This window comes from Virgibacillus doumboii (assembly GCF_902806455.1).
In the GTDB taxonomy this organism is placed as follows: domain Bacteria; phylum Bacillota; class Bacilli; order Bacillales; family Amphibacillaceae; genus Lentibacillus; species Lentibacillus doumboii.
The window spans coordinates 2,467,576-2,493,662 of sequence record NZ_CADCWQ010000001.1 but is presented as its reverse complement, the minus strand read 5'-3'; the positions used below and the strand labels follow the sequence as shown (position 1 = coordinate 2,493,662).

At 39.8% G+C, this 26,087-nt stretch carries 31 protein-coding genes; 23 read left to right on the top strand and 8 right to left on the bottom strand.

The window, feature by feature from the left end; all coding sequences use genetic code 11:
- Nucleotides 1-14: 14 nt before the first annotated feature.
- Nucleotides 15-200 (bottom strand): YppF family protein, encoded by a 186-nt coding sequence (yppF, locus tag G6R02_RS12230; RefSeq protein ID WP_164669522.1) that lies wholly within the window; start codon nt 198-200, stop codon nt 15-17.
- 159 nt (nt 201-359) lie between these two features.
- On the opposite strand from yppF, the gene G6R02_RS12225 reads away from it, so the two are divergent.
- The 18 genes from G6R02_RS12225 to G6R02_RS12145 all read left to right on the top strand — a co-directional run bounded on the left by G6R02_RS12225 (nt 360) and on the right by G6R02_RS12145 (nt 16,084).
- Complete coding sequence (locus tag G6R02_RS12225) at nt 360-503, top strand: hypothetical protein (protein ID WP_164669521.1); 144 nt, start codon at nt 360-362, stop codon at nt 501-503.
- Nucleotides 504-539: 36 nt separating this feature from the next.
- Complete coding sequence (locus G6R02_RS12220) at nt 540-677, top strand: hypothetical protein (protein ID WP_164669520.1); 138 nt, start codon at nt 540-542, stop codon at nt 675-677.
- A 154-nt stretch (nt 678-831) separates the two neighbouring features.
- Complete coding sequence (locus G6R02_RS12215) at nt 832-1,248, top strand: hemerythrin domain-containing protein (RefSeq protein ID WP_164669519.1); 417 nt, start codon at nt 832-834, stop codon at nt 1,246-1,248.
- A gap of 23 nt (nt 1,249-1,271) precedes the next feature.
- A complete protein-coding gene (locus tag G6R02_RS12210) occupies nt 1,272-1,586 on the top strand; it encodes a hypothetical protein (RefSeq protein WP_164669518.1) in 315 nt (104 codons plus the stop codon).
- A gap of 15 nt (nt 1,587-1,601) precedes the next feature.
- The gene (locus G6R02_RS12205; RefSeq protein WP_164669517.1) at nt 1,602-1,886 is read left to right on the top strand and encodes a hypothetical protein; all 285 of its coding nucleotides are present in this window, start codon (nt 1,602-1,604) and stop codon (nt 1,884-1,886) included.
- Nucleotides 1,876-5,559, top strand: a complete 3,684-nt coding sequence (locus tag G6R02_RS12200) for a nitrate reductase subunit alpha (protein WP_164669516.1) — start codon at nt 1,876-1,878, stop codon at nt 5,557-5,559. Before G6R02_RS12205 ends, G6R02_RS12200 begins: the two co-directional genes overlap by 11 nt.
- Entirely contained in the window at nt 5,549-7,045 is a 1,497-nt protein-coding gene (narH, locus tag G6R02_RS12195) for a nitrate reductase subunit beta (RefSeq protein ID WP_164669515.1), read from the top strand. The genes G6R02_RS12200 and narH overlap by 11 nt, the downstream gene beginning before the upstream one ends.
- Complete coding sequence (locus G6R02_RS12190; protein WP_164669514.1) at nt 7,046-7,639, top strand: nitrate reductase molybdenum cofactor assembly chaperone; 594 nt, start codon at nt 7,046-7,048, stop codon at nt 7,637-7,639.
- 33 nt (nt 7,640-7,672) lie between these two features.
- The gene (gene narI, locus G6R02_RS12185) at nt 7,673-8,368 is read left to right on the top strand and encodes a respiratory nitrate reductase subunit gamma (protein WP_164669513.1); all 696 of its coding nucleotides are present in this window, start codon (nt 7,673-7,675) and stop codon (nt 8,366-8,368) included.
- 156 nt (nt 8,369-8,524) lie between these two features.
- The gene (locus G6R02_RS12180; protein WP_164669512.1) at nt 8,525-9,403 is read left to right on the top strand and encodes a GNAT family N-acetyltransferase; all 879 of its coding nucleotides are present in this window, start codon (nt 8,525-8,527) and stop codon (nt 9,401-9,403) included.
- Between the two features lie 213 nt (nt 9,404-9,616).
- The gene (locus G6R02_RS12175) at nt 9,617-10,615 is read left to right on the top strand and encodes a DUF6612 family protein (RefSeq protein WP_164669511.1); all 999 of its coding nucleotides are present in this window, start codon (nt 9,617-9,619) and stop codon (nt 10,613-10,615) included.
- A gap of 280 nt (nt 10,616-10,895) precedes the next feature.
- Nucleotides 10,896-11,018 carry a hypothetical protein gene (locus G6R02_RS20255; RefSeq protein WP_281347111.1) on the top strand — a complete coding sequence of 41 codons (123 nt, stop codon included), beginning with the start codon at nt 10,896-10,898 and terminating at the stop codon, nt 11,016-11,018.
- A 96-nt stretch (nt 11,019-11,114) separates the two neighbouring features.
- The gene (locus G6R02_RS12170) at nt 11,115-11,606 is read left to right on the top strand and encodes a GNAT family N-acetyltransferase (RefSeq protein ID WP_164669510.1); all 492 of its coding nucleotides are present in this window, start codon (nt 11,115-11,117) and stop codon (nt 11,604-11,606) included.
- Nucleotides 11,607-11,673: 67 nt separating this feature from the next.
- The gene (locus G6R02_RS12165) at nt 11,674-13,479 is read left to right on the top strand and encodes a M3 family oligoendopeptidase (RefSeq protein WP_164669509.1); all 1,806 of its coding nucleotides are present in this window, start codon (nt 11,674-11,676) and stop codon (nt 13,477-13,479) included.
- Between the two features lie 13 nt (nt 13,480-13,492).
- Nucleotides 13,493-14,029 (top strand): 2'-5' RNA ligase family protein, encoded by a 537-nt coding sequence (locus G6R02_RS12160; protein WP_164669508.1) that lies wholly within the window; start codon nt 13,493-13,495, stop codon nt 14,027-14,029.
- Nucleotides 14,030-14,059: 30 nt separating this feature from the next.
- Complete coding sequence (locus tag G6R02_RS12155) at nt 14,060-14,623, top strand: ATP-binding protein (protein WP_164670403.1); 564 nt, start codon at nt 14,060-14,062, stop codon at nt 14,621-14,623.
- Nucleotides 14,624-14,837: 214 nt separating this feature from the next.
- Nucleotides 14,838-15,581: a metallophosphoesterase family protein gene (locus G6R02_RS12150; protein WP_164669507.1), complete on the top strand. Its 744-nt coding sequence runs from the start codon at nt 14,838-14,840 to the stop codon at nt 15,579-15,581.
- A 32-nt stretch (nt 15,582-15,613) separates the two neighbouring features.
- On the top strand, nt 15,614-16,084 hold the full coding sequence (locus tag G6R02_RS12145) for a hypothetical protein (RefSeq protein WP_164669506.1): 471 nt from the start codon (nt 15,614-15,616) through the stop codon (nt 16,082-16,084).
- 272 nt (nt 16,085-16,356) lie between these two features.
- On the opposite strand, the gene G6R02_RS12140 is transcribed toward G6R02_RS12145, so the two are convergent.
- Nucleotides 16,357-16,506, bottom strand: a complete 150-nt coding sequence (locus G6R02_RS12140; protein WP_164669505.1) for a hypothetical protein — start codon at nt 16,504-16,506, stop codon at nt 16,357-16,359.
- A gap of 437 nt (nt 16,507-16,943) precedes the next feature.
- Between G6R02_RS12140 and G6R02_RS20095 the strand changes: the two genes are divergently transcribed.
- The 3 genes from G6R02_RS20095 to G6R02_RS12125 are packed head-to-tail and all read left to right on the top strand — an operon-like array spanning nt 16,944 to nt 19,013.
- A complete protein-coding gene (locus tag G6R02_RS20095) occupies nt 16,944-18,077 on the top strand; it encodes an ArsR/SmtB family transcription factor (protein ID WP_246202554.1) in 1,134 nt (377 codons plus the stop codon).
- 14 nt (nt 18,078-18,091) lie between these two features.
- Complete coding sequence (locus G6R02_RS12130; RefSeq protein ID WP_164669504.1) at nt 18,092-18,466, top strand: VOC family protein; 375 nt, start codon at nt 18,092-18,094, stop codon at nt 18,464-18,466.
- Between the two features lie 43 nt (nt 18,467-18,509).
- Entirely contained in the window at nt 18,510-19,013 is a 504-nt protein-coding gene (locus tag G6R02_RS12125; protein ID WP_164669503.1) for a GNAT family N-acetyltransferase, read from the top strand.
- A gap of 180 nt (nt 19,014-19,193) precedes the next feature.
- Here the strand turns inward: G6R02_RS12125 and G6R02_RS12120 are convergent, their stop codons facing one another.
- Both G6R02_RS12120 and G6R02_RS12115 read right to left on the bottom strand, forming a co-directional pair.
- Nucleotides 19,194-21,425, bottom strand: coding sequence for a beta-propeller domain-containing protein (locus tag G6R02_RS12120; RefSeq protein WP_164669502.1), 2,232 nt, complete (start codon nt 21,423-21,425; stop codon nt 19,194-19,196).
- Nucleotides 21,426-21,542: 117 nt separating this feature from the next.
- Nucleotides 21,543-22,403: a DegV family protein gene (locus G6R02_RS12115; RefSeq protein ID WP_164669501.1), complete on the bottom strand. Its 861-nt coding sequence runs from the start codon at nt 22,401-22,403 to the stop codon at nt 21,543-21,545.
- Between the two features lie 138 nt (nt 22,404-22,541).
- Here G6R02_RS12115 and G6R02_RS12110 point away from each other — a divergent pair, with 138 nt between their 5' ends.
- Entirely contained in the window at nt 22,542-23,387 is an 846-nt protein-coding gene (locus G6R02_RS12110; RefSeq protein ID WP_164669500.1) for a YitT family protein, read from the top strand.
- Between the two features lie 24 nt (nt 23,388-23,411).
- On the top strand, nt 23,412-23,837 hold the full coding sequence (locus G6R02_RS12105; RefSeq protein WP_164669499.1) for a hypothetical protein: 426 nt from the start codon (nt 23,412-23,414) through the stop codon (nt 23,835-23,837).
- Nucleotides 23,838-24,001: 164 nt separating this feature from the next.
- On the opposite strand, the gene G6R02_RS12100 is transcribed toward G6R02_RS12105, so the two are convergent.
- The 4 genes from G6R02_RS12100 to G6R02_RS12090 all read right to left on the bottom strand — a co-directional run bounded on the left by G6R02_RS12100 (nt 24,002) and on the right by G6R02_RS12090 (nt 25,756).
- Nucleotides 24,002-24,265, bottom strand: coding sequence for a NifU N-terminal domain-containing protein (locus tag G6R02_RS12100; protein WP_164669498.1), 264 nt, complete (start codon nt 24,263-24,265; stop codon nt 24,002-24,004).
- Between the two features lie 175 nt (nt 24,266-24,440).
- Nucleotides 24,441-24,635 (bottom strand): DUF3813 family protein, encoded by a 195-nt coding sequence (locus tag G6R02_RS12095; RefSeq protein WP_164669497.1) that lies wholly within the window; start codon nt 24,633-24,635, stop codon nt 24,441-24,443.
- Nucleotides 24,636-24,785: a hypothetical protein gene (locus G6R02_RS19955; RefSeq protein WP_205520131.1), complete on the bottom strand. Its 150-nt coding sequence runs from the start codon at nt 24,783-24,785 to the stop codon at nt 24,636-24,638. It lies immediately after the preceding gene.
- 137 nt (nt 24,786-24,922) lie between these two features.
- Complete coding sequence (locus G6R02_RS12090; protein WP_164669496.1) at nt 24,923-25,756, bottom strand: Cof-type HAD-IIB family hydrolase; 834 nt, start codon at nt 25,754-25,756, stop codon at nt 24,923-24,925.
- Between the last annotated feature and the right edge of the window lie 331 nt (nt 25,757-26,087).

Here is a 26,087-nt window from a genome sequence, read left to right as displayed (position 1 = left end):
TAGTTTTAAGAAAATCATGCAAGTTCATGGGCTGAAATAGCTCCTTGCCGGTGCAAATAATAATAGATTTTCCGATACTCATTTATGTCAATTTCACTCGCGATGTATTTTTGCTGATAGAAATCCAAAAGGGCATTAATTGACTCTGGTGGCTGGTTTCGTTCCATTTCAAAAATCGTGATTAGTTCAAATATACTCATGCAAACCCTCCTTCATTTATCTCCGCTTAAAGGTTGTCCTATAACGAATATATGAAGGAGTTTTTTGCATCATTCCACTTTTTTTATGGAAGAAATCAGATGCAGCTTGGTTTGGAAGGACAGTAGTAACAGGAGAAGAGCGGATTTAACAGGAGAAGAATGAATTTATCAGGAGAAGAACGAATTTATCGGGAGAAGAATGAATTTATCAGGAGAAGAACGGATTTATCAGGAGAAGAACGGATTTATCAGGAGAAGAACGGATTTATCAGGAGAAGAACGAATTTATCGGGAGAAGAATGAATTTATCAGGAGAAGAACGAATTTATCGGGAGAAGAATGAATTTATCAGGAGAAGAACGAATTTATCGGGAGAAGAATGAATTTATCAGGAGAAGAACGAATTTATCAGGAGAAGAACAGTTTCACCAAGAAAAACACAGCATTCAGAAAACTAAAGAACTGCCAAAGTCTTGAAACATCCGCCCAAGCGCGCAAAATATCATCCCCACGTCAAAATCATCTGCCTCGCAAGAAAACAAGCACCGTCACCTTCCCCCAGAAAAAATTACCATTTCTCTGTATAGAATTGGACTTGCAGGAAATATTATGAAAAAAGGAGATGATTGTTATGTCAGGACCAGCACTTAGAAAGGCTGATAGTCATGCGCTGATTCACGAAGCTGCTCTACAGGAGGCAAGAGAACTGACAAACCTCCTGGGGAATCTGTTGATGGAGGGAGACGTGGATCGCGCATTGGAAACTGCTTATATTACGTTGGAACATTGGGAAACTCGTACCCTCGCACATGCAGATGCGGAGGAAAGAGGTTTATATAAAGAAATCTCGGAAAGTTCACCGGAGTTAAAAGACAATATTGTTGCTTTAACCAGGGACCATGATTTATTACGGTACATATGCTGGGAAATTAAGGACATATTAGAAAATGGTGGAATCGGTGATGGTATTCTACAACGGTTCCAGGCTCTGATACTTGTGGATGAGTTACACAACAAGGAAGAGGAGCGGGTATTGCCCGAACATTAACAATTACGTGGAGGTGACAATGCTTGAAAACAAAAGAAACAAAGACAAGCAGAAAGTTATTGCGAGCAGTGTACCCTAAGCTTTATGACCATCTATTGGAGGAGCTGATGTCTCACAATATTCATTCCTATGATGTGCAGATAACATTTGAAAAGGCTGGTTCCTCTGTGGAAATACAAGTCCGCTTCGGTGAAAGGTTTACCCGGGAACTGACGCGGACATTTTCTGAGAAAAATGTTCATGAAATTGGTGATGCATTTCATGATTTCTGTGAAGAGATTAAGCAAGCATGTAAGGAAACGCTTATAGCAGATTATTTTAAAATGGTAAAGCCATAGAAAGTGAGGGAGTATATGTTTCGATATGAACAGGAAGCTGCGATTGAGCAAGATCGTGAAGATTTAATAGGACTTTTGAAGATGCGGTTCGGCTCGGTTTCACCGGGTGTTATCGAAGCGATTTATCAGCAGGATGATTTTGATACGATAGAACGATTAATTTTGGTAGCTGCCAATGTACCGGATTTTAAAACATTTTTGGAAGAACTTGAAGAAGGAAAAGGGACGTTCCGAATGGTTGGAGAACGGTTTAATCCATTAAATCATTTAGCAGAAGCTGGTGATACTGATGGAAAGTAGAAAAAATAAGCTGTTCGAGCATTTGAAGTTTTTGAAACCGGGTCAGCGCATAAATGATGGCTGGACCGAGGAAAGTCCGCGTCAGCGAAAATGGGAAAAAATGTACCGAAACAGGTGGGGGCATGACAAGGTTGTCCGGTCGACACATGGTGTTAATTGTACCGGTTCCTGCAGCTGGAAGATTTACGTTAAGGACGGGATTATTACGTCGGAAACACAACAAACAGACTACCCGACAAATGGTTCCGATTTTCCGGAGTATGAACCGCGAGGATGCCCAAGGGGGGCAAGCTTTTCCTGGTATACGTACAGTCCTGTCCGGGTTAAATATCCCTATGTCCGCAGTGATCTGTACCGTCTTTGGAAGGAAGAGCGTGATGCAGGACATGACCCTGTCACGGCTTGGAAAAATATTACGAGTGACCCTGAAAAACGAAAGCAATATGTTCGGACACGAGGAAAAGGCGGTTTTGTCAGGGCAAATTGGCGGGATTCCTGTGAAATGATCGCAAGTGCCCTGATACATACCATCAAAAAATATGGACCTGACCGTGTGACAGGATTCAGTCCGATTCCGGCGATGTCGATGGTCAGTTATTCCGCCGGGACAAGATTTTTGTCCTTCCTCGGTGGCAATATTTTAAGTTTTTATGATTGGTATGCCGATCTTCCGCCGGCATCCCCGCAGGTTTGGGGGGATCAGACAGATGTACCGGAGAGTGCGGATTGGTACAATACCAAATATTTTATAATCTGGGGGACAAATTTACCGCAAACGAGGACTCCGGACGCCCACTTTATGGTTGAATCACGATACAACGGGACAAAAGTAGTTGGCGTCAGTCCGGATTATTCCGATTATGAAAAATTTGCCGATATTTGGCTTCCGGCCAGGGCAGGAACAGACGGTGCACTGGCGATGGCAATGACACATGTGATCCTGAAAGAGTTTTATGTGAATGATCCGACACCATACTTCATGAAATACGCGAAAAAATTCACCGATCTTCCATTTCTGATTACAGTCGATGAAAAAGATGGTGAATACCGTTCCGGGCGTTTTCTGCATTCCTCAGACCTGAATAATGATGAAAAGCAGGGTGATTGGAAAACGGTTGTCTGGGATTTAAATAAAAATGGAGCGGTCGTTCCGAATGGTACGCAGGGACATCGCTGGGACGGCGGAAACAAGTGGAATCTGAAGCTTGAAAAGGAAGATGGGTCGACCATAAACCCTGAATTAACCTTTTTGCATATGTCGGACGAAACAGCACAGGTTGAGTTTCCGTATTTCGCCAAGGAACATGGAGATATTGTACGGCGGGGTGTACCGGTGAAATATATCAAAGACAAGGATGGAAATACACTCCGGGTTACAACTGTTTATGACTTAATGATGGCACATACAGGTGTCAGTCGCGGGCTTCCTGGGGATTATCCAACTGATTATAATGATCCGAAACCTTATACCCCTGCATGGCAGGAGAGTATTACCGGTGTTAAAAAGCAGCACGTAATCCAGGTTGCAAGAGAATTTGCTGATAATGCCAATCGGACGGAAGGAAAATCAATGATTGCAATGGGTGGCGGAACAAATCATTGGTTCCACAGTGATCAGATTTACCGCTCCATTTTAAATCTTGTAATGCTGACAGGCTCGCAAGGTGTCAATGGCGGTGGCTGGGCCCATTATGTCGGACAGGAAAAGGTTCGTCCGCTTGAGGGCTGGCAGGTGGTTGCATTTGGAAAAGACTGGGGCTATCCGGCCAGACTGCAAAATGGGACGTCCTTCTTTTATTTTGCAACGGACCAGTACCGTTATGAGGAACGGGATGTTATGAAAGACACAGCATGGGGCGGCAAATATAACGACATGCACCCGGCTGATATTAACGCGTTGGCAGCCCGACTTGGCTGGTTGCCGTCATACCCGCAGTTCTCACAAAATTCGATTGACCTTGTAAAAGAAGCGAGAGAAGGCGGTGCTGAAACCAACCAGCAAATAATCGACTCAGTTGTTAATAAAGTGAAAAATGGCGAGATTGACTGGTCAATCGAAAACCCGGACGATCCACGAAACTTTCCAAGGGTTTTCTTTAACTGGCGCTCGAATTTACTTGGAGACAGTGGAAAAGGACACGAATACTTTGTGAAGCATTTAATTGGTGGTGACGACCAGGTAATGGCGGAGTCAGAAACGTCATGGCGGCCGGAAACAATCAATGTTAACGATGATGCTGCGGAAGGGAAGACCGATTTATTTGTAAGTATCGACTTTCGGATGACAAGTTCAGGACTGTTTTCGGATATTGTTCTTCCAACAGCGACATGGTATGAAAAGTTCGACCTTAGTACAACGGACCTTCATCCGTTTATCCATCCTTTTAATGCGGCCATTTCCCCACCATGGGAAGCAAAGAGTGACTGGGATGGATTCCGTGAAATTGCTAAAGTATTCTCGGAACTTGCCGAGGAACATTTACCGGGTGAAATAGAGGAAATCGTAACCTCCCCATTAGGTCATGATTCACAGGATGAAATCGCTCAGCCGAACGGTAAGATTTTAGACTGGCGTAAAGGGGAAACGGAAGCGATTCCAGGTAAGACGATGCCAAACTTCTCAGTCGTCAAACGGGATTATCCGAATGTTTACCAAAAAATGACGACGATTGGCCCTGATTTGAAAAAAGGGTATGGAGGAAAAGGCGTCTCATTTCCTGGAGAGAAAGTTTATGAAGAACTGAAACAACGCCTCGGTGTCTCGAAACGGGATGGGATCGGAAAAGGCCATCCGGATCTATATAAGGATGTGAAAGCAATTGAATCAATCCTGCTCATGTCCGGTGCTTCCAATGGCAGACGTGCTGTAGAAGGGTGGAAATCACTGGAAGCAAAAACAGGACAGCAATTAACTGAAATTGCACAAGGGCACGAGGAAGACGCTTTTACATTGGCAGACATCACAGCACAGCCGCGTCAGACGATTTCATCACCAATGTGGAGCGGCATGGAGAAAGATGGACGACGGTATTCCCCTTTCACAGTTAATACCGAGTACAGTATTCCGTGGCGGACACTGACCGGCAGACAAAGCTTTTACCTTGACCACGAAATGATGCTTGATTTCGGGGAAGGACTGCCAACATATCTTCCGCCGGTTAACAAAGGACCATATGTAAAAGGTGAAGACGAACCGAAACATCAGGATAAATCCATTACGGTCCGGTATTTGACCCCGCATCAGAAATGGGGAATCCATACAATGTTCACCGAATCAATGCCAATGGTACAGCTATTCCGTGGCTGGCAGGTAGTCTGGATGAATGAAAAAGATGGACATTCGATTGGATTAAAGGATAACGACTGGATAGAGGTATACAACCGGAATGGTGCGATTTCCGCCAGAGTTATATTGACATACCGGATGCCGCGGGGAACGGCATATATGTATCACGCACAGGACCGGACGATGGGCGTTCCGGGGACAACTGTTACCAAAAAACGGGGTGGGACCCATAACAGTGTTACCCGGATAACGACAAAGCCGACCCATATGATCGGTGGTTATGCCCAACTGAGTTACGGATTTAACTACTACGGTCCGACCGGAAGCCAGCGGGATACAATCGCTATTATTAAACCAATGAAGGAGGTTAATTGGCTTGAGGGTTAAATCACAGGTTGCGATGGTTATGCACCTGGATAAATGTATCGGCTGCCACACATGTTCGGTTACCTGTAAAACGACGTGGACAAATCGACCGGGAACGGAATACATGTGGTTTAATAATGTCGAAACAAGACCAGGTGTCGGCTACCCGCAGGAATGGGAGAATCAGGATTATTACAAAGGCGGCTGGGAATTAAAGAATGGAAAGCTCCGTCTTAAAGCGGGCGGACCGGTAACCAAGCTGATGAATATTTTTTACAATCCAAATATGGGTTCGATGGACGATTACTATGAACCCTGGACATATGATTACGAACATTTGATCAAAAGTCCGAAGTCGGAACATCTCCCTGTAGCAAAACCAAAGTCTCTGATTACCGGTGATTACATGGACAAACCGGAATGGGGATCAAACTGGGACGACGATCTTGCTGGTGGAAGTGAAGTTGTTGAGCGCGATCCTACTGTTAAAAAACTGCAGGACCATATCGCGATGGAATATGAAAAAACATTCATGATGTATCTGCCAAGGATTTGTGAACATTGCCTGAACCCGTCGTGTGTCGCGTCCTGTCCGTCAGGTGCATTATACAAACGCGATGAAGACGGTATTGTATTGGTGGATCAGGAAGAATGCCGGGGCTGGCGTTTCTGTATGAATGGCTGCCCCTATAACAAGGTTTATTATAACTGGAATACACACAAGGCGGAAAAGTGTAATTTCTGTTATCCACGAACGGAAGCAGGACTTCCGACGATATGTTCAGAAACATGTGTCGGCAAAATTCGTTACATTGGTGTTGTGCTTTATGACGCCGACAAGGTAAAGGAAGCTGCGTCCGTTGAAGACCCGCAGGATTTATATGAAGCACAGCTATCCTGTTTTCTGGATCCATTTGATCCGGAAGTGATAAAAGAGGCGGAAGAATCCGGTATTAATAACGAATGGATTAAAGGGGCGCAAAATTCACCAATTTATAAAATGGCGATGAAGTGGAAAATTGCTCTCCCGCTGCATCCTGAATACCGGACATTGCCGATGGTCTGGTATGTTCCGCCACTCAGCCCAATCATGAATCATATTACCAACGAACAGGAGTTAAACACGGACGGATATATTCCTGCAGTCGATCAGATGCGAATTCCGGTTGAATATCTGGCATCGATCCTTTCGGCGGGAGATACCAGCGTCATTCGGAAAGTACTCCTGAAGATGACAGCTATGCGTGTGCATATGCGTTCTGTCAATGTTGGCGGAGTTGATGATTTGCGAAAAAGCAAATTGCTGGAAGAAGCCGGGACTGACATTGAAACGTTAGAAGAAATGGCGCGTTTATTGGGTGTGGCAAAATATGATGAACGGTTTGTTATTCCGACCGGGCGCAGAGAAATGGACGATGACCTGCATTATCGACAGGGGTCATGCAGTATTGAAGAGCTTGCACCGCCTGAAGGCATGGTAACCTATCCATTCGAAAGGGGCAGTTAAATGGAAAGTTACAAAGCAGATTTGTTAATGATTGCATCACGAATGCTCAGCTATCCCTCCGGTAAGGATGAGGAAGATGTCAGAGATTGTGTGGAGGGATTGGACACGTTGGACACGATTAAAAAAATAGTCAGGAATGCGGCGGATTCTGTCTATCGTATTCCATTGCATGATTTACGGGAAATCTATGTGTCGACGTTTGATTTAAAGGAAAAGGCTGGATTATACCTTTCTGCGCACGAGTTTGGTGATAGTCCCAAGCGTGGAGCAGCTTTAATTAAGCTTCAAAAAACAGTAAATGAAGCAGGTTATGAACGAGTCGATGATGAATTGGCTGATTATATCCCGATGCTGTATGAACTGGTGGCAATTACCAATAATCAAATTCGCCATACACGGCTGATCAGCCGGTTGGCTGCTGCAACACAGCGAATCTATAATCACTTACCTGATGACAGCCCGTATTATCCAATTTTTTCAGTTTTAATGCAGTATGTTTTAGATACACCATCAAAAGTAGAACTGGAAAAACTGGAGCAGCAGCGGGAAAAAGCTGATCTGGAAGAATTACCTTACCCGATCATGTATAACTAGGAATGAAAAAACACACAGCAAGGGGGTGACAGGATGGCAGAAATATTCTGGTGGGTGATTTTTCCATACATTACACTAACAATCATGCTTTTCGGAAGTATTTACCGGTTTGCATTCCGCCAGTTAACTTGGGTAGCGCCATCAACCGAATTTTTTGAAAAAAGATGGCTTCGGATTGGTTCGCCTTTGTTTCATTATGGACTGCTGTTTGCGTTTATTGGTCACGTGATGGGTATGGTAATTCCGGCTGGATTTTACCGCTCGCTTGGTGTGACTGATCATATGTATCATGTCCTGGCAATTTGGGCTGGAGGAGCAGCTGGATTAATGGTTGTAGTCGGAGCGGTTATTTTGCTGATACGTAAAATGACGTACAACCGTGTCCGGGTTCACGCCACATTTGCTGATTATTTTTCCGTAATCAGTCTGATCATTGTGGCGGGCATTGGCGTTTATATGACACTGATCTATAATACAACCGTTGTTGCCTATGAATACCGCGATACAATAGGTCCATGGTTCCGCAGTTTATTTGTGTTCCGGCCCCAGTATCAGTTAATGGGCGCGGTTCCGTTCATATTTCAGGTTCATGTGGTTACAGCATTTGCACTGTTCGCATCCATTCCATTCACACGGCTGATTCATTTTTACAGTTTACCGTTACATTATCTGGGACGTGCACCTCAGCAATATCGTTCACGATCCGCGTATAAAAGTAAAGGACTTTAGGTTTTGCAGTTTAAAATATATCACATTGAAACGCATTGGTTTCTCTTATTGGAGGGTCCGATGCGTTTTTCTCATAAAAAAAGAAAGGGAAATGATTGGTTGTGGTAGAATTAGAGAAAATACGGTAAGTTGAATTGCAAAAAGGGGGAGCCAAAATTGGATAAAGCAAATGTTAGTATCGCTGACAGATTGGTGAAAATATTTAAAGATGCAGAGAAAGAAGCCAAGATTTCTAAATATCAAGTGTTGCAGCCTGCACACCTGCTTCTTGCCAGTATCAAGCAAAAAACAGGAGCCCTGGGAGAAATAAATCTAAAATGTACGCTTCAAGAAACAACTTTAAGAGAGATAATTGAGAATGGGAAAAGTAATACAAAACACCGTGCAATCAGTTATGACTTGTTTAATATGGCTGTTACGGAAGACGTAGTAAATGTAATGGAAGTTGCCTTTAACTATATGGAAAGGTACAATCAAATCTATTTAAATGAGGGTCATTTACTAAAAGCATTAATAAAAACAGGCGTAGTTGATAGTTTTTTAACGGAAGAAGACAGAGAAATAATTATGAACCTCGGTACAACCGCAAGAGATATGATCACGCATCTTGGTGCATATACTTTCCCAAACATCACTTCTAATGCAGTGCGTAAGGTGAACAAGAGTGATGAAAATAATCTTGTCCACTTTGTTGAAAAAAACTTTTCGAAAGGATGGTCACAAACTATTAGAGAAGGCTTTTCATCAAAAGAGCCTACAATATACATAGCATTAGACACCCAAGGAGATATAATCGGTTTTGCTGCTTTTGATGTATATAAAAATAAGAAGGGCTATTTCGGTCCGATGGGTGTCACGCAGTCAAACAGGATTAAGGGAATAGGCTATTCACTTCTCCATTACTGCCTGAAAGATATGAGGGATATCGGGTATGAGTATGCCATTATTGGCGGAGCAGGACCAATGGAGTTTTATGAGAAAGCATGTGGTGCAGTGGTAATTCCATCAAATTGTTTAAATAAGAATGGAAGCTAATTATCTATCCTTGTTTTACAGGATTCTGATCATCAACATATACAAAAGACTATAAAACGAAAAAAACGAGACTTAATCATCATGATAATCATTTCAATCGATGATATGATTATAGATTGATAAACATAAATTGGATTATTATCAAAAATCTGGTTTATTTTTTTGTGTCAGGCTAACAAAGAATTATTTTTTGAAACAGGGAGGAGTTTTATTTTGAAACGTTTTTTGTACATAGCATTTGCGATGATGGTGATTGTGCTGCTGGCTGCTGGATGTGGTCAAACGGATTCTGAAACATCCGGAAGCGGGGCTGAAGGAGAAAGTGCACAGTCAAAATCGGGAGAAGAAAAAGAAGAACTTACGGCAATGGATGTGATTACGAAATCAAGTGAAGCCATGCTGGATTGGCCGGGGATGGATTTCACCTCCACCACCAAACAGAATGTTACCGTGCAGCAAGGTGAGAATCAACAGGTGGTTGAACAGCAGATGGATATGGATTCCAAAATGACAATGGATCCTATTACAATGCAGATGTCTGGTCAGATGAATATGCAAGGTCAACAAATGCCGATGGAAAACTATTATGTTGATAATGTCATGTATACAAAAGGACCAAACGGCCAGTGGATTGGTGTTGAAGGCATGAATCTGGATCAGCTTACTAAGCAAAGCCAAGGGAAGAATCCAGCCGAGCAAATGAAGCAATTTGCCGAAATGATGAAAGAATTGTCCAGCAGTGATGGCGGTAAAGAGCTGATTAGCATGAAAGAAGAAAATGACATGTTTGTTGTGGAAATAAATCTTAATGAAGAAGCTTCCACAAAAGTGATGGATATGGCTATGGAACAAATCAAAAGCTCGATGGGTCAGCAGATGCAGCAACTGGGAGTAGGAAATGCTCTGGAGCAGATGAAGGTAAAAAGCATGGCGCAAACATATTACATTAATAAAGAAACATTTGAACAGTCGAAAATGGAACAGCAGATGGTAATTGAAATGCCATTCCAAGGAATGAACATGAGCATCGGTATGGATACAACAACAGAAATTAATGGAAAAGTAGAGGAACCAATTACAGTCCCTGAAGATGTTAAGAATAATGCCCAAGTCATCAGTTTAGAGCAGCTGCAGAAGGCACAACAGCAAATGCAGCAGCAACAAAACCAGGGACAGGGGCAAAATCAGCAAGGACAGAAGAATAATCAATAGAAAAATCATGCCCGGGGGATGTGATTCCACCCTCGGGAATTCCAAATGACAAATCTCTCAAGTGCCTATGTGCAGTGAGGGATTTTTTTGGCTCCATCAGGCGGACCTGAAATATGTTTATCAACTTGACAAGTAAAATCGATTACCTTTATTTCTGCGCCGGCCGCGTAATTAAAAAAGTTAGCGACATATTTTTTGCAAGACTCAAGTTACTTAATTAGAAAAAGAAAGGAATTATAGATGGTTTTGTTGAATTATTGTAAAGAAGCCTGTCAGGGAAGTGACATTTGTTGTTAATAAAGAATTGGCGGCGAGATTAGAACGTTCAGAAATTGATGCCCTTTTATCCATATTAACTGCAATCAGGGAGATAATCGGGAATCTTATGGGTGTGGAAATTTAACCGTTTGGGAATGCAACTGCATTTTCAGAACGGGCAGGTATGAAAATAGGCTATACGAAGTCAATATGGTTCAAAAGTTAAAGAGGTGGTTTATTAATGAATGTCATAGCAATTGAGGATTTACCAAAAGATAAAATAATAGAATTTTTTAAGCTCCATTGGGGAAGTCCGGAGATGGTAATTTCAAGTGGCATATATGATTGCAGTACGTTAGATGGGTTTGCAGTTTTAAACGAAGAGGATAAAATTACTGGTTTGATTACATATATTATAGAAAATAACGAATGTGAAATTATATCGTTGGACAGTATTGAAGAAGGCAAGGGAATTGGATCATTACTTGTTCGGGAAGTTGAAAATCTTGCCGTTAAGAAAAATTGTAAACTTGTCAAACTAGTTACTACTAATGATAATTTGTTAGCGTTAAAATTTTATCAAAAACGCGGATTTATCCTGTCCAAAATCATAAAAAATGCAGTGGAAAAAGCAAGGAAACTTAAACCTGAAATCCCCTTAACAGGTAATGATGGAATTCCAATCATAGATGAAATTGAGTTGGTGAAGGGATTAAAGCAGCGGAAATTATAGTTGACAACAAATAGATATCTGTCACATTATAAGTGAACGTATATTCTTGTTTTGGGTGGGGGAAAGGATGGAAGACATTAAATATCAAAAAATATGGGACTTGGACTCTATATTCCCTGGTGGAAGTGAATCGAACCAATTTATTAAACACATAGAAGAATTGGAAATTAGAATTAATGAATTTAAAAGCAAGGTAGACTATTTTCAAACTCCGGAAAAGGTTGATGATTCAATAAAGGTTAAAGAGTTAATTGAATACATAAGTAACATCAAAATTCATTTGTCACAAACTAACTCCTTTATTACATGCTTGCTGGCACAGGACCCAAAAGATCAAAAGGCTGCATCACTTCGAGGTAAGATTGGGTACATAAGTGCTGATTTTGAATCGTTAATTCAAAAAACACAAAAAATCCTTTCAATTACGGAAGAAACACTTTGGAAAGGTTTGCTGGATTCTAAGCTATTAAGCAAATACGAATTCATATTAAATGAATGGCGCAAAAAAGGTAAATTGCAACTATCTGGTAATGAAGAAAAATTAGTGTCTGATTTAATGATTGATGGGTATCATGGGTGGGGTCAGTTTTATAATCAATTTGTAAGTAATATAAAAGTTCCTATTACCTTCAACAATGAAACATATAAATTTTCAGTGGGCCAGACATTAAATTTAAGGTCACACTCTGATGAAGAAGTTCGCAAAAAATCGCATAAGGCATTTGAAAATACTTGGACAGAAAAGGAAGAATTGTTTGCTGGAATTCTAAATCACATTGCCGGATTTCGTTTACAGGTTTATAAAAATAAAGGAATCGATAATGTTCTCAAAGAACCTTTAGCAGATAACCGGATGGAAGAACATACATTGAATGCAATGTGGCGGGCGGTTAGTAATCATAAAAAACCTTTTGTCGACTATCTAAATAAAAAGGCTGAACTTTTGGGCGAAACAAAACTTAGTGCTTATAATTTCTGGGCTCCGGTAATAGAAAGTAAGCAGCAGATCGACTACAAGAAGGCTGTTGATTTTGTATGTAAGCACCTTAGTCGTTTTGGGCCTGAATTAGAGAACTTTACTATAAATGCATTTGAAAAGGGATGGATTGAATCAGAAAACCGTCTAAACAAATCAGCAGCAGCATTTTGTGCATCTTTTCCGCTCACTGGCGAATCCAGGGTGTTCATGACTTTTGGTGGAACTATAAAGGATGTCCTAGCTTTAACGCATGAACTGGGACATGCTTTTCACAATCATGCCATGAAGACAGTTGATGGATTGAGCAAGCAATATCCAATGAGTTTAGCTGAAACTGCCTCCACTTTTTCAGAGATGATCTTGTTAGATGCAGCGATTAAAGAAACAAGTTCGAATGAAGAGAAGCTGTTTTTGTTAGATGAAAAGTTAAAACGCAGTGTAATGAACTTTATGAACATTCACTCCAGATTTTTGTTTGAGAAAGATTTTTATGAAGAAAGAAAAGAGGGATATGTTTCACCTTCACGAATAAATGATTTAATGAAAGCAGCGATAGATAAGGGTTATGACGGTTCTCTTGGAAATGTCCCTATCCATTCATGGGCCTGGACCCCGCATTATTATATTACCAAAGCTCCATTTTATAACTTCCCATATACGTTTGGATACTTGTTTGCACTTAGTTTATATGAAAAGGCAAAGGAAAAAGGAAAGGAATTTGAAAAGGATTACCTTGCTTTACTTCGCGATTCCGGGAGAATGTCGGTCGAGGATTTGGTGTCGAAACATCTCGGAGAAGATATTACATCAGAGACGTTTTGGGAGAAAGGGCTAAATTTGTGCATCAAAGATGTTGAAGAATTTATACAGTTATCTGAATTAAGGGATAATTAAAAGGCGGGCTATTATGTATGGATTTATAGCTATATTTGATGAAAAAACGGAACAGTTGGTAATGGAGATTTGGAAAGAGTTAAAGGAAAAGTCGATTTCCACATACGCATATGAAGTAGAGAATAGAATACCACATATAACATTGGCAAGTTATAATGACTTAAACATAAAGGACTTTATAGAACAATTGGACATCTTTTATGGGGATAAACCGGCTATCGATCTATCATTTAATACCATAGGCTCCTTTCTTAATTCAGGAGCATTGTTCTTTCAACCTATTGTTACTAAGGACTTGATTGAATTTCACTATAGTTATCATAAATACTTCGAAAAATTTAATGATGACACAAATTCCTTGTACTTGCCGGACAAATGGATACCTCACTGCACCATTGCAAACAGATTACCTCCGGAGAAATTAACTGAGGCATTTCAATATTGCTTAACAAGGTGTGGAACTATTGATGGGAAAATAAAAGAAGTCGCTTTGATCGATGTAACTGACAAAAATAAAGCACCAATAATTTGTTCTAAAGAATTGAACTAGATATTTTTTTCTATCGAGAGGAGTTAAGTCATTAAAAGGTTAGTAATTATTACAGTCGGTAAAACACACAGCGGGAAGACGACATTCGCCCATGCTTTAGAACAGGAGTTGGATAACTCCCTTGTGGTTGACCAGGACAATCACGCTGAGTTTATCAATTCGTATTATAAATCGTTACAACCAAAAAATGGCCCCAACACGCTTAAACATGCCATTTCCCGGTTGATTGTCAATTATGCCATTGAGAAAACTGATTATCATCTTATCGTTTGTAACTCAAATCGAAATCGAAAAGGCAGAGTGGATCTGCTTGAACAGTTTTTTCCTGAATCTGATTTCTTTCGCATCCTTGTCCATTTTGATATACCAGACGATATTCTTCAGGCCCGGGTTGCTGAAACAGAGCGAAGTACATCTGTATTCAGGAGCGCTGAAAGTTTTGAGGAAGTGCTTACCAGGCAAAAGGCTGATTCTCTAATAGATGATGTGACAGATCCTGTGGAAGGTGAAGCAGACCGCTTATTTGTTATTAAAGATAATAAGGAAGTAGATACTGTTATTCAACGTATAATACATATTTCTCAATGTTTGTAGTTATTCTAGGGTATCAGGGGGATTAAAAATGTCGGCAAAAATGATTGCCTCGATAATGCTGATCATAAATGCAATATTTATCTCAGTGTTAGTTGATAATGGTATAGTAGGTCTGACGTTTTGGATTTGAACCGGAATGACTATATTTTATTTGTTTATAGAAGAAAAGAACAAAAGACACAAATAAATGAAGTTTGTTGAAGGATGTGATGGTATGAACTGTAAAGTTGCACTTATAGCCGATATCCATGGAAATAGTGCAGCATTGAAAGCTGTTTTAGATGATATTGACAAAGATGAACAAATCGAACACATCTACTGTCTCGGTGATTTGATTGGCATTGGACATGAAACTAATGAGGTTCTTGAACTATTGATTTCCCGTAAGGATATTTCTTTTGTAATGGGAAATCATGACGAAGCTATTTTAAAAATACTCCAGGGAAAAGAACCAGGAAGTGCCGGCGGGGATGAAGAAAGAGAACACCAGGAATGGGTCGCTTCTGGATTAGATGCGAAATTTTTTCCGCAGTTACAAAACATCTCCAAGAAGCAATTTGAAAAAATAAACGGAAAGGACTTTTTGTTTGTCCATTACCACTTGGATAAAAAAGATGAGTTTTTGCCAATTGATAATGAACCGACCACCAAAAGACTTGAAGAAATTTATAACACATATGGCGCAGACGTTATATGCTTCGGACACCATCACATAATTCATCATTTCAAGTCAGAAAACAAGCTTTACCTAAATCCAAGTTCTTTAGGATGTAACTATAAACCTTTTGCACCCTATGCGAAGTTGAATATTGGAGATACGGGTCAAATTGATGTTTCTTTTTTTGAGGTTCCTTATGATAACAAAGACTTTTTATTGTCATATGAGAAGCTGAATGTTCCTGATAAAGATAATATTTTGAAGGTTTTTCATGGTAATCAGCATTTGCGGTTTATCTGACATGGAAGCGGGTTGTTATTGGAGGGGGACCAATGATTTTGTATCATGAGTTTATTAACATTGCTAAAACATTAAATAAAGAATTGGATATCGTTCCTGTCCTTTATGGTTCCCTGGGAGTGGAAAAAGTAACCGGAATTGACTTCTCCCCACAGGATATAGATATTCTTGTTCCGCTAACTTTCCTAGAGGAGAAATGGAGATTCCTTAAAATGGTAATGGAAAAGTTAGGATATGAATTTACTGACGTGCATGAACATGAATTTAGGAAAAATAAGATTAATATCGGAATTGCATATATCGAGGATTTAAAGCCTTTTGCAGGTGTAAATTATAAGGATTTAGCTATTGTGGAAGAACATGGAGCCAGATATTATGCGTTATCCATTTCAGATTACTTAAAAATTTACAATAGGTCATTGCTGGACGGTTATCGCAGAACAAAAAATAATAATAAAGATCAAAGGAAGTTGGATGTTTTAAACCATTTTGTCGAAAAGTAAAGTATCATTTGAATACTCTTGGAGGGAATAACAGTATAATAGATTGAAAAGGATTAGGAGGGTTTTCGCCAGAAAGGAAAGGTAGAAGGGAAGAGTGGATTACTTTGAAAAAAGTTCTTATAACAGGGTTCATTTTATTTCTATTTGGAATTTTTATTTAACAATGGACACTATTTGGAATGGTAATCGGTATTGGTGGAGGAATTTTAATGGGGATAGGCAGCTTTAAGAATTTTCAGGATAGTAAGCAATAATTTTTTGCTATAGTGCGGCTACCTAGATGCTGCCATTGCAAGAGATACGGAAGCAGACATAGCTGAATTCATAATTATGATTCGTTTTGCTGTTCTGCCGCCAAATACACCATAAAATGCAGTCAGGTTATTTGATTCTATTAGAGAGAAAATAATTAACTTGTTCATGGATGAATATTCGCCTTTAACTGGTATAAATTATTCTGATGTCGACCCTTGGATTGTTCCAATAGCAGCCCGCAAATTATCTTTTGACGGTATTGTTTAAGATGAAAAACAATTACTATTAAATGAATAAAATGTAGACTTGAGAAAAAAATAAACTAGGCTTTATTTGAAATGTTCTTATGAACTCCATTATTTTTTATCTTACGTCTTACGAACGGCACGATTGCGGAAAATCGCTTAGCTATAAAATGAATAATTTTAAGTCCTGTTAAACCGCCTGGAAGGAACCTATTTTGATCTGTTTTATCCAAAATAGGTTCCTTTCTATTTGCGGCAAAATATGGTTAGAAAGTTACTTGAAAATTAATAAGTATTTGTTTATAATAATCAATATACAAATATTCAATATATGAATATATGATGTGAGGAGGTGTATTATGGAAAAGGATTTTTTTGTACCTGCCTATCCATCGCCGGATATTAATATGGAGCAATCATTGGGGGTTAATCTGCTTACCAACATTCAGCTGACTGATTACTTTTTAAACAGCTCTGCTCATTCTTCGGAGTGGTTAAGGGATTTTTCCAGCCAATTGCCAAAAAATGTTATAGAAGACTTACGCCTGTTAAGAACTGTTTTTGCACATGGTGTTATTTTCCGGGAATTTTACATGAAAAAGCATAAGAATTTGAACGAGGGTTGGAAGCAGTTTATTGGCTGGTGGAAAGGAATGTCTGATGACGAGGTATTGGAACTCCTCATTTATGGAATTAGAGAAACGATGTACTACTACTATCAGTATCTGCCCAATATGCCATTAGTAGAAGATACGATGATGGATGTCAGTTTGGAAAAGGAAGAATTAAAAGATCCGGAAAATCGGCGAAGTGCCATAAAGGCTGTTTTGCAAAGCTGGTCAGTAGATGACATAGAGGAATCTCTTGCGTTTTACGATGACTTGGAACTGGTGAAAGCGAAAATTATCCACTTAATAGAAGGGGTATGGTCATCCGGATTTAAAGAGCTTTGGGGAAAAGAAGGTAAACGGTTAGAGGAATGGCAGCGGAAAAATGATCATCTCCTATCCAAGCAGTACCGGACAAATGATGAAGCACTCCTTGAGGTGACTGGACTATCCCCTGACACCAATGAACTGGATAATCTAAAGCGGGCGGAACGTGTGACGTTTATACCTGTCATTAATTTAGACCGGCTGCTGATTTTTTTCAATGCAGACCAACACATGTACATTATGTTTGAACCTTCAGAAGATAATGAGGAAAAACAAATGAATGCGCCGGATTTCACGGCAATTTCGCCGGCATTCGAGGGGATGGGGGATCAAACGCGGCTGCAAATCATTGGATTGTTGGCCGGAAACAGGGAAATGTTTGCACAGCAAATTATTAAAGAACTCAACATGAAACAAAGCACGATATCACGCCATCTGAACCAATTAAACAAATCGGGTCTCGTGTCCATCCGAAGAGTAGGGAACACAAAATATTTTTCAATCAACAAAGAAGAGGTTAAGAAAGTGATTGATGTATTGGAGACATTTATAAAGTGAAGGGAGAAATAAAAATGGCTAACTTTAAAATTGAAAAAATCAATACGATTATTATTCCGGTAAAAGATTTGGACAAGTCAATTGATTTTTATAAAAATGTGCTGAATCTGACTGAAGATTTTGTGGAAAACGGCATGGCTTATTTTTCCGTTGGGGAAGGTGAAGGTAAAATCAGCGTTATGCTGCATATCATTGATGAACCTGAACCGGTGGAAAAAGGAATTGTTTTTGAGTTAATTACGGATGATGTGGCACAGGCTGTTGCATCCGTTAAAAGTGCTGGTGGTGAAATGGTCCAGGAACCGGTTGACCGCGAGTGGGGAGTTAAAGAAGCTGTCATTGGTGATCCGGATGGTTATCGTATTTGGGTTGTCGAACCATTGGATTAGATCTCCACTCATCTATTCTATAAAGAAATAATCGGGGTGCAGTATGGTTGAAGTTAAAAGAGGATTGCCAGAACATGTGGAGGGTATTTCCAGAGTTTGTATAGAAGGCAGACATGACGCAATTGGGCATATCAAAAGTGTGGAAAGTTTAAGAAGAAATGATCAAGTGTTCTATAATCATGATCGTATCCGTCGTGAATTAGAAGAAGCAGATGGTTGGGATGGTTATTTTGTAGCGCTTGATGACGGAAACGTTGTAGGGGCTATTGGCGGAGGTATGGTCGACAATGATACAAGCGAAGTCTATGTTTTATATCTAGATCCCAAACGCCGAAGAGAGGGAATAGGCACCCAACTTTTAAATCACTTAACAGATATACAGCGTAATAAAGGAGCTAAGGAGCAATGGGTATCTGTGCTAAAAGGAAATGGTAAAGGTATTCCTTTTTATGAAGCAAAAGGATTTCATTTCATGCACGAAAAAAGAGCCTACGGTAATGTTGAAGGAGAAGATTACATTTCTTTGAGATATCGAAGGGACATATAAAATTGATTTTATATATGAAGAAGAGAGAATATATCTCGAGAAGAAAAAATATATCTCGAGAAGAAGAAATATATCTCTCGAAGAAGACCGTTTACATAAATAACCCGTGCCATTTTACAACGTGACACGGGTTATTTATTTGAATCTATTCAACTTCTGGTATATATTGGAACAACTGCATTAAAAGTGCCTCTCCTTCAATTCCGGAAAATCCACTGTCTGCATAACACTTTCTTCCTGCAAATCATAAACCTTCATTTGATCAAGTGAAAATGTGTACAGCGTGTTCCCGGCAGATACCATCCGCTTCACTTCGGCTTTCCATTCAGGGTGTTCAAGCTGTTTGTCCGGCTGATGTGTGATGGTGTCTTTTATTTCGATACCGTTTTCAGGTGTTATGTTGTAAAGAAATGCCCCTTCAAAAACAAATGATGGTTCTTCATATGTTGCATCACCTTTTTGAACTGTTTTCGTTTCGAATAATGTAGCAGGGAATCCAAATAGATTTTTTTCCGGATGATTGTATAGGACATTATGGTCATGATTTAGTTGGGTATAGGAATGTCCCCGGCCGATAATTTCACTGTATTCTTCCTTGGGTTTGGTTGGGTCGCTTACATCAAATACAGATATTTTCAAGCCATCAATCCGCACTCTCGGTTCCTTGCTATGTTCCGTCTCAACCAGCTTTGTGTTTTGTCCAAATCCAATAACATGGTCTTCATCTAATGGATGGAGGTAGTTGCTGAAGCCAGGTATTTTTAATTTGCCGCGAACAGTCGGCTTTTCTGGATTTTTTAAATCAATTACGAAAAGCGGATCAACCTGTTTAAATGTTACCATGTATGCAACTTCTTCCATGAAACGGACACTGTAAATCCGCTCACCTTCAGCGAGCCCTTCCAAGGCGCCAACAGGATTCATTTGTAAGTCATAGGTATACAGATTGTTTGTGGAAGGCTGTTCATCATTCCACATACTCCCCTTAGTGGTTGCGACATGAAATATGCCATTACGCTCATCCATGGCAAACTGATTGATAAGTGTTCCTTTGACAATTGCTGATGCATGATACGTTATTTTGCCATCGTTAATTTTAAACTGGTTGATCTCGGTATTTGCCGGCGGTCTGGCGATAGCAATTTCTGCTGTACTGTCACTGTCATTTCCGCTTTGATAGTTATATTTATTTACCGCAATATAAATATGATTTTTGGACATATACATTTGATTCGAAGCACCAAGATAGGATTCGATTTTCACCTTTTCATCCAGGTTATTCAAGTCGATTGATCCCAACAGCAAAAAGTTTTCATCGTCACTTTCCGGGAAAAAATACATGGAATCAAAATTTATTGGCTTCGCCTTATTGCTGACTGCTGTATCCTTTACAAAGGGTCTGATATCCGTATTTTCAAGTCCTTCTTCCATGATACGGAATGGTGGATGCTGATTCGCTATTAAATACAGATGTCCATCCATTAACCGGGAAGCATTAAGTGATCCTTCAAATGTGATCTCCCGTACTTTTTCAGGATTTTTGCGGTCTTCAACATCATAAATAAACACGGAAGTTTGCGGCCGGTGCATTGGTAAACGTTCACTGTCAGCCGATTTTGCAGTTTGTTTTTTCCTGATTGGTTTGGATGTGTGTCCAATCATAACCAGTAAATTATTCTGTAAATAAAGTTCTTCTGTCCGGAAATTTTCCGGAGAAATTGTGCTTGCAACCTGACTGTTCGTTTTTTCCACGCTGGTTATTACGACATCAGATCCTCTTGAAAAATATACATAGTCACCGTCAGTTTTGATCATATCTCCTTCATCGATTCCGGCCACCTGGACATTTGTAGCGGATGCTTCTACACTGCTGCTGGCAGTATCCATTGCAGCCCCATCTCCCACAGAGCTTTCTTCTGATGTGGCACTGTCGTTTTTCTGAGTCGTCATCAATTTTTTACGTTGTTCCATCCGTTCTTTAAGCAGCGTCATCAGTTGTTTTTTATCTTTTATGTTCGGCAATTCTGCTACAGCTGTAAACGAATGGGTAAATGTTTTGTCCAATTGATTGCCTGCAGTGGTTTCAACTTTATTGGAAACGGTTATCATATATCTATGGTCAATATTGTATCCTTCATCAGGTGCTCGTAATGTCAATACTGTGTTTTTGTCATTCCAATCGAATGATACATCCAGTTTTTCGTTGTTGTTGTCCATTACCGTTACCGTGTCTTTAGTGAATGTTTCCGGATTCATTGGTTCGGAAAAATGAATGGACCAATCTTTAAATGCAGGTGCATAGCTGGATTTGGACGGAATATTTGCTGTTGTTGTGTTTGAGAAGAAAAAAGCTGTGACGGTTATTATTACAATGAAACTTATTCCGGCTATCCACCAGTATATCTTATTCATAATTGATTCACCTCCGTGTTTTTAACGTCTTTAAACTGTTAGACGACCATGGCAGTATAATGTTACGGGTTTATTACAAAAAAAACTGACCCGGAAGTTCCGGATCAGTTCATAAAATTATTTATAATCATTATTTAAGAAGAATAGTGCAAGTGTGCCGGGGCCGGAATGTGCTCCGATTACCGCTCCGACCATTTCAATCATAATGTTCTGCGCGCCAAATTTTTCTTTAATCATGTCAGCAAGTTTTTGGGCTGATTCGAGATCATCACCATGACTGATGCCGATTGTCTGGTTTTTAAAATCAGTTCCGCGTTCTTCCATGATCTCCAGCATGCGGTTAAGCAATTTTTTGGAGCCTCTGATTTTTTCCAGCGGGACAAGTTTTCCATCTTCCACATGAAGAATTGGTTTGATTTTCAGAAGCGTCCCGACAAATGCGGCAGTTCTTGAGACACGTCCGCCGCGGTACAGATATTCCAAATCGTCAACCGTAAATATGTGTTCCATATGGTTGGCATGGTATGTTGCGGTTTCTATAATTTCATCTTTTGTTGCACCATTGCGGGCGAGTTCTGCAGCTCTCAGGACAACAAGCCCATATCCAATTGATGCACATTTTGTGTCAATAACATCAATGGATGCATCGGGATAGGTTTCTTTTACTTCCTGTTCCATCATTTTTGCTGTTTGGTATGTACCGGATAACTCTGATGAAAACGCCAGATAAACTAACGGTTGATTTGCTTCAGCATATGATGTGAAGATTGCTTTAAAAGTTTGCGGGGATACCTGGGAAGTTTTCGTGCCTTTTCCTTCACGCATACCATCGTAAACAGTTTTCGGTTCGATTTCTGTCACATCTTTATAATCTTTTTCGTCTAAATGAACCGTTAATGGTACCATATCGATGTCATATTCGTTATAATGATTTTTTGACAGATCACTTGCTGAATCCGCGAGAATTTTAATATTCATTTTTTTCACCTTCATTCCTATGAAATAGTTGTATTTATTTAAGTTTAAGGCTATAAAGAAGGATAGTCAAAGTATATTTGTGAAATTTTAAAAATAATAATGAAAATTTATTGGAGTTGACAGTCTAGGAGGGTAGCTATGTTCTTGTTCGAGGCAAGACGTATTATTATCGTTGTATTTGGTGCCATACTCAATGCAATCTCGCTGAATTTCTTCCTGATTGAAGCAAACGTTTATGCGAGTGGCTTTACAGGTGCAGCACAGCTTTTATCGAGTGTGTTCAATGATTTTATTGGAATTGGCATCAGTACAGGTATTCTATTATTTATTTTAAATATTCCGGTCGCCATATTAGGTTGGGTTAAGGTTGGTAAGGGTTTTACGGTTTATAGTGTTATTTCGGTTATTATTACTACAATTTTTCTTGAGGCGCTGCCAGTGATCAGTTTGTCTAACGATATTATTTTAAATGCAGTATTTGGTGGTCTTATTGGAGGTACCGGTGTAGGACTTACGCTTAAACATGGTGCTTCAACAGGCGGTATGGATATTGTTGCCATGGTGTTATCACGGATGAAAGATAGACCAATCGGAACATATTTTTTACTACTGAATGCTATCATTATCGCAATGGCCGGTATCCTTTATGAACCGGAAAATGCATTGTATACATTGTTAACGCTGTATGTTACAACACGTGTGATTGATGCAATCCATACCCGTCATGAAAAAGTTACAGCAATGATTATTACACATAAAGCCGATGAACTGCAAAAAGCTATCCATGACACAATGGTTCGCGGCATTACGATACTGCCTGCAAAAGGGGCATATACAAAAGAGGATAAAAATATGATGTACCTTGTTGTGACGCGGTATGAATTATACGACCTTGAACGAATTATCGGGGAAGTTGATCCAAATGCGTTTACGAACATCGTACAAACAACAGGTATTTTCGGTTTCTTTAGACGAGATGATTAATGATATGGTAAGGAGTAATGAACCTTGAAGAAATTATTTATTTTGGTAATATGCGCAGCTTTTTTGGCTGCATGTGGTGCGGAAGATGCATCGGAAGGCAGCGCTGATGAAGAATCCGCAGAAAGTTCAGCAATACAATTCAGCAACATTGACGTTAAGGTGAATGAAAATAACATTCGTGTTACGGGTGAAGCCCAGGCTGCTGACGATACATTTTATTATAAACTTGAACAGGGCGAAAGCGTGTTGGTTGAGGAAAGCAAAGTTAAACTTAAAAAGAAGGCACATGGCGGGATAAGTTTTGAAATAAAATTGGAACGTAATTTTGAAGCTTCTGATAGTGAGGATGTTCCCGTATTGACGTTGTACGATAAAAACGGGGACGGTGAAATTGTTAATGAGAACTACGTGCCAATTGATTTGGCGAAACAGCCGGCGGAATCGGAGTAACAGGTTGTAACTGCATTTCTGATGATAAGGACGCGGGGATATCGGCAGATGAGCGAAAACATCGGCAGAAGAAACAATACATCAGCAGATGAACAAAAATATCGGCTAAATAAACAATAATAAAAAAAGACAGCTGCAGCGCTGTCTTTTTGTATGTACGCATCTTAATAGCCGTATTTTTCAAATACTTCAATAACACGTGGTTTAAGATCGTCCCACTCAACATCAAACATTTTATTTATCGTAATGAAGTTCTGATAGCCAAAGACATTATCGACACCTTCAACTTCCATCAGATCATTTAAAATTGCATGTTCACTTGTATCGCCGGGCATTACGGAAATACTGTTGTCTCCTTCAAAAATAAGCTTGTCCGTCGAAAACTTCAATGCGTTTGGATTTGGTGTAGCTTCAGCTCTTACTCCCATTTTTTATTTCCCTCCCTAAAATATACCTACTTAATTATATATTAGCAGAAAACTGACATGAAATAAACACCCTTATCACTTTCATGATAAGGGTGAACGTGCACGCTATAATCCCGTTTCATCAAATTGATGAACCTGAAAATCTTTAACGTGCATGTTTGGTTTATTTTGGAGGTTAGCTTAATTGGTTGTGTTGTCTTAACTGCTGCTCAAGTTGCTGCAGTTGCTGCTGCTCTTCCGGACTGCTCTCGGCTTTTGCAGCCTGAATAGCATTTTGCGCAGCCTGCTTATCCTGCTGAGTTGCATTGCCTTGAGCATTAGTAAAGTTATTTACGGCGTTTTTGGCTTGTTGAAATAAATTATTCGGCACCTAAAACCCTCCTACTGTATGGCTGTCTGCTTCCTCACGTTTTCGTTCGACATCGGAAAAACGTGATCTGTAAGGAAACCGTTCATCGTGTCTTTTAACCGAATCAGCACCTTGCTGGCTGAAGCGTTTTGACTTGCTGCGTTTCCCCATCGGTGATTCCTCCTTGGAAAAACGTCACGAAGCGTGCGTTTTTCTTTAGTTGGAAGTACAACAAAAAAAGCAGTGAACGCTTTTGGTGCGTTCACTACTAGTATGGTTCATCAGCTGAAATATATAAAAGGAAAATTTTAGATTGCTTTTACCTGGAGGTTTAAGTATTGTTCAAGAAAGGTACCAATCCCATCCTGTTCATTTGTATCAGTCACATGATTGGCAATTGATTTGAGTTCGTCAATTCCGTTGCCCATTGCAACACCGACTCCTGCAAAGTCAATCATTTCCAGATCGTTATCTTCATCACCGAAAGCAATAATTCGCTCCTGTGGGATATGATAATAATGGGCAATTTTTTCGAGGCCGACAGCTTTATTCATGCCTTTTCTGACTACTTCGATGATATTCCATGGAGCACCCCATTTACGATGCTCAATAAGTTCAGCGTGATAGTCGTCCAAATGATTTCGAAGCTCATTAATATGTTCTTCTTTTGGATGAATTAGGAGCGATGTTGGATCTTCCTTTAACTCATTTTTAATACTGCCAATTGTGAAAGGAGGATCCTGTTGTGTAGCCTGAAAAATGTCGATGATTTTCTCGTCATATTTATCAAGGTACACATAATCCTTAACTTCCGCCAAAAGATTATTTACACCAATCTCATAACATGCATCAATTATTTTATACGCTGTTCTCACTGGCATCGGGTTGTGGAGTGCGTCCCATTTGTCATCTGCCGGATGATGAATAAGTGCACCATTAAAATTAACCATTGGCGTATCCAGCTCAAGTGTATGATAATAATCGATGCTCGCACGGTGCGGGCGCCCTGTTGCAATGACAACGATATGACCGTCGTCGATTGCTTTTTCAATCGTTTGCTTGTTACGTGGGCTGATTTGTTTATCATCGGTTAAAAGTGTTCCATCCAAATCCAGGGCAATTAAATGCCGATTATTTTCCATAAATTTTCACCTCGTATTACAATAGTGTATAAGTGATTCATTAATATGTAAAGGATAATCTGGGCTGTTGGTTGCAATTTACATAAAATTAATAATATCATATTACATATATGGAAATAGTGGTTTTCCTAGTGGCTGTTGTTTTGAAAGAAATAAATGTAAATAAGCAGCCCGTATACACGAAGACTCCTGGGGGAGCGAAGGCATCGGTGAGACCACTGAGTGCGTTAGCGCGAAGAGGGCTCACCAGCCGCCCCCGGAGAGCGAAGTGTTTACGGGCTGCGGGTCAGATAGCAATAATTTATGCGATAACAACCAATATAAATAAAAT

Coding starts and splice junctions, on each gene's coding strand:
- yppF (WP_164669522.1), bottom strand. CDS start 200: ATGAGTATATTTGAACTAATCACGATTTTTGAAATGGAACGAAACCAG.
- G6R02_RS12225 (WP_164669521.1), top strand. CDS start 360: ATGAATTTATCAGGAGAAGAACGAATTTATCGGGAGAAGAATGAATTT.
- G6R02_RS12220 (WP_164669520.1), top strand. CDS start 540: ATGAATTTATCAGGAGAAGAACGAATTTATCGGGAGAAGAATGAATTT.
- G6R02_RS12215 (WP_164669519.1), top strand. CDS start 832: ATGTCAGGACCAGCACTTAGAAAGGCTGATAGTCATGCGCTGATTCAC.
- G6R02_RS12205 (WP_164669517.1), top strand. CDS start 1,602: ATGTTTCGATATGAACAGGAAGCTGCGATTGAGCAAGATCGTGAAGAT.
- G6R02_RS12200 (WP_164669516.1), top strand. CDS start 1,876: ATGGAAAGTAGAAAAAATAAGCTGTTCGAGCATTTGAAGTTTTTGAAA.
- G6R02_RS12190 (WP_164669514.1), top strand. CDS start 7,046: ATGGAAAGTTACAAAGCAGATTTGTTAATGATTGCATCACGAATGCTC.
- narI (WP_164669513.1), top strand. CDS start 7,673: ATGGCAGAAATATTCTGGTGGGTGATTTTTCCATACATTACACTAACA.
- G6R02_RS12170 (WP_164669510.1), top strand. CDS start 11,115: ATGAATGTCATAGCAATTGAGGATTTACCAAAAGATAAAATAATAGAA.
- G6R02_RS12165 (WP_164669509.1), top strand. CDS start 11,674: ATGGAAGACATTAAATATCAAAAAATATGGGACTTGGACTCTATATTC.
- G6R02_RS12160 (WP_164669508.1), top strand. CDS start 13,493: ATGTATGGATTTATAGCTATATTTGATGAAAAAACGGAACAGTTGGTA.
- G6R02_RS12150 (WP_164669507.1), top strand. CDS start 14,838: ATGAACTGTAAAGTTGCACTTATAGCCGATATCCATGGAAATAGTGCA.
- G6R02_RS12145 (WP_164669506.1), top strand. CDS start 15,614: ATGATTTTGTATCATGAGTTTATTAACATTGCTAAAACATTAAATAAA.
- G6R02_RS12140 (WP_164669505.1), bottom strand. CDS start 16,506: ATGAACAAGTTAATTATTTTCTCTCTAATAGAATCAAATAACCTGACT.
- G6R02_RS20095 (WP_246202554.1), top strand. CDS start 16,944: ATGGAAAAGGATTTTTTTGTACCTGCCTATCCATCGCCGGATATTAAT.
- G6R02_RS12130 (WP_164669504.1), top strand. CDS start 18,092: ATGGCTAACTTTAAAATTGAAAAAATCAATACGATTATTATTCCGGTA.
- G6R02_RS12125 (WP_164669503.1), top strand. CDS start 18,510: ATGGTTGAAGTTAAAAGAGGATTGCCAGAACATGTGGAGGGTATTTCC.
- G6R02_RS12120 (WP_164669502.1), bottom strand. CDS start 21,425: ATGAATAAGATATACTGGTGGATAGCCGGAATAAGTTTCATTGTAATA.
- G6R02_RS12115 (WP_164669501.1), bottom strand. CDS start 22,403: ATGAATATTAAAATTCTCGCGGATTCAGCAAGTGATCTGTCAAAAAAT.
- G6R02_RS12110 (WP_164669500.1), top strand. CDS start 22,542: ATGTTCTTGTTCGAGGCAAGACGTATTATTATCGTTGTATTTGGTGCC.
- G6R02_RS12100 (WP_164669498.1), bottom strand. CDS start 24,265: ATGGGAGTAAGAGCTGAAGCTACACCAAATCCAAACGCATTGAAGTTT.
- G6R02_RS19955 (WP_205520131.1), bottom strand. CDS start 24,785: ATGGGGAAACGCAGCAAGTCAAAACGCTTCAGCCAGCAAGGTGCTGAT.
- G6R02_RS12090 (WP_164669496.1), bottom strand. CDS start 25,756: ATGGAAAATAATCGGCATTTAATTGCCCTGGATTTGGATGGAACACTT.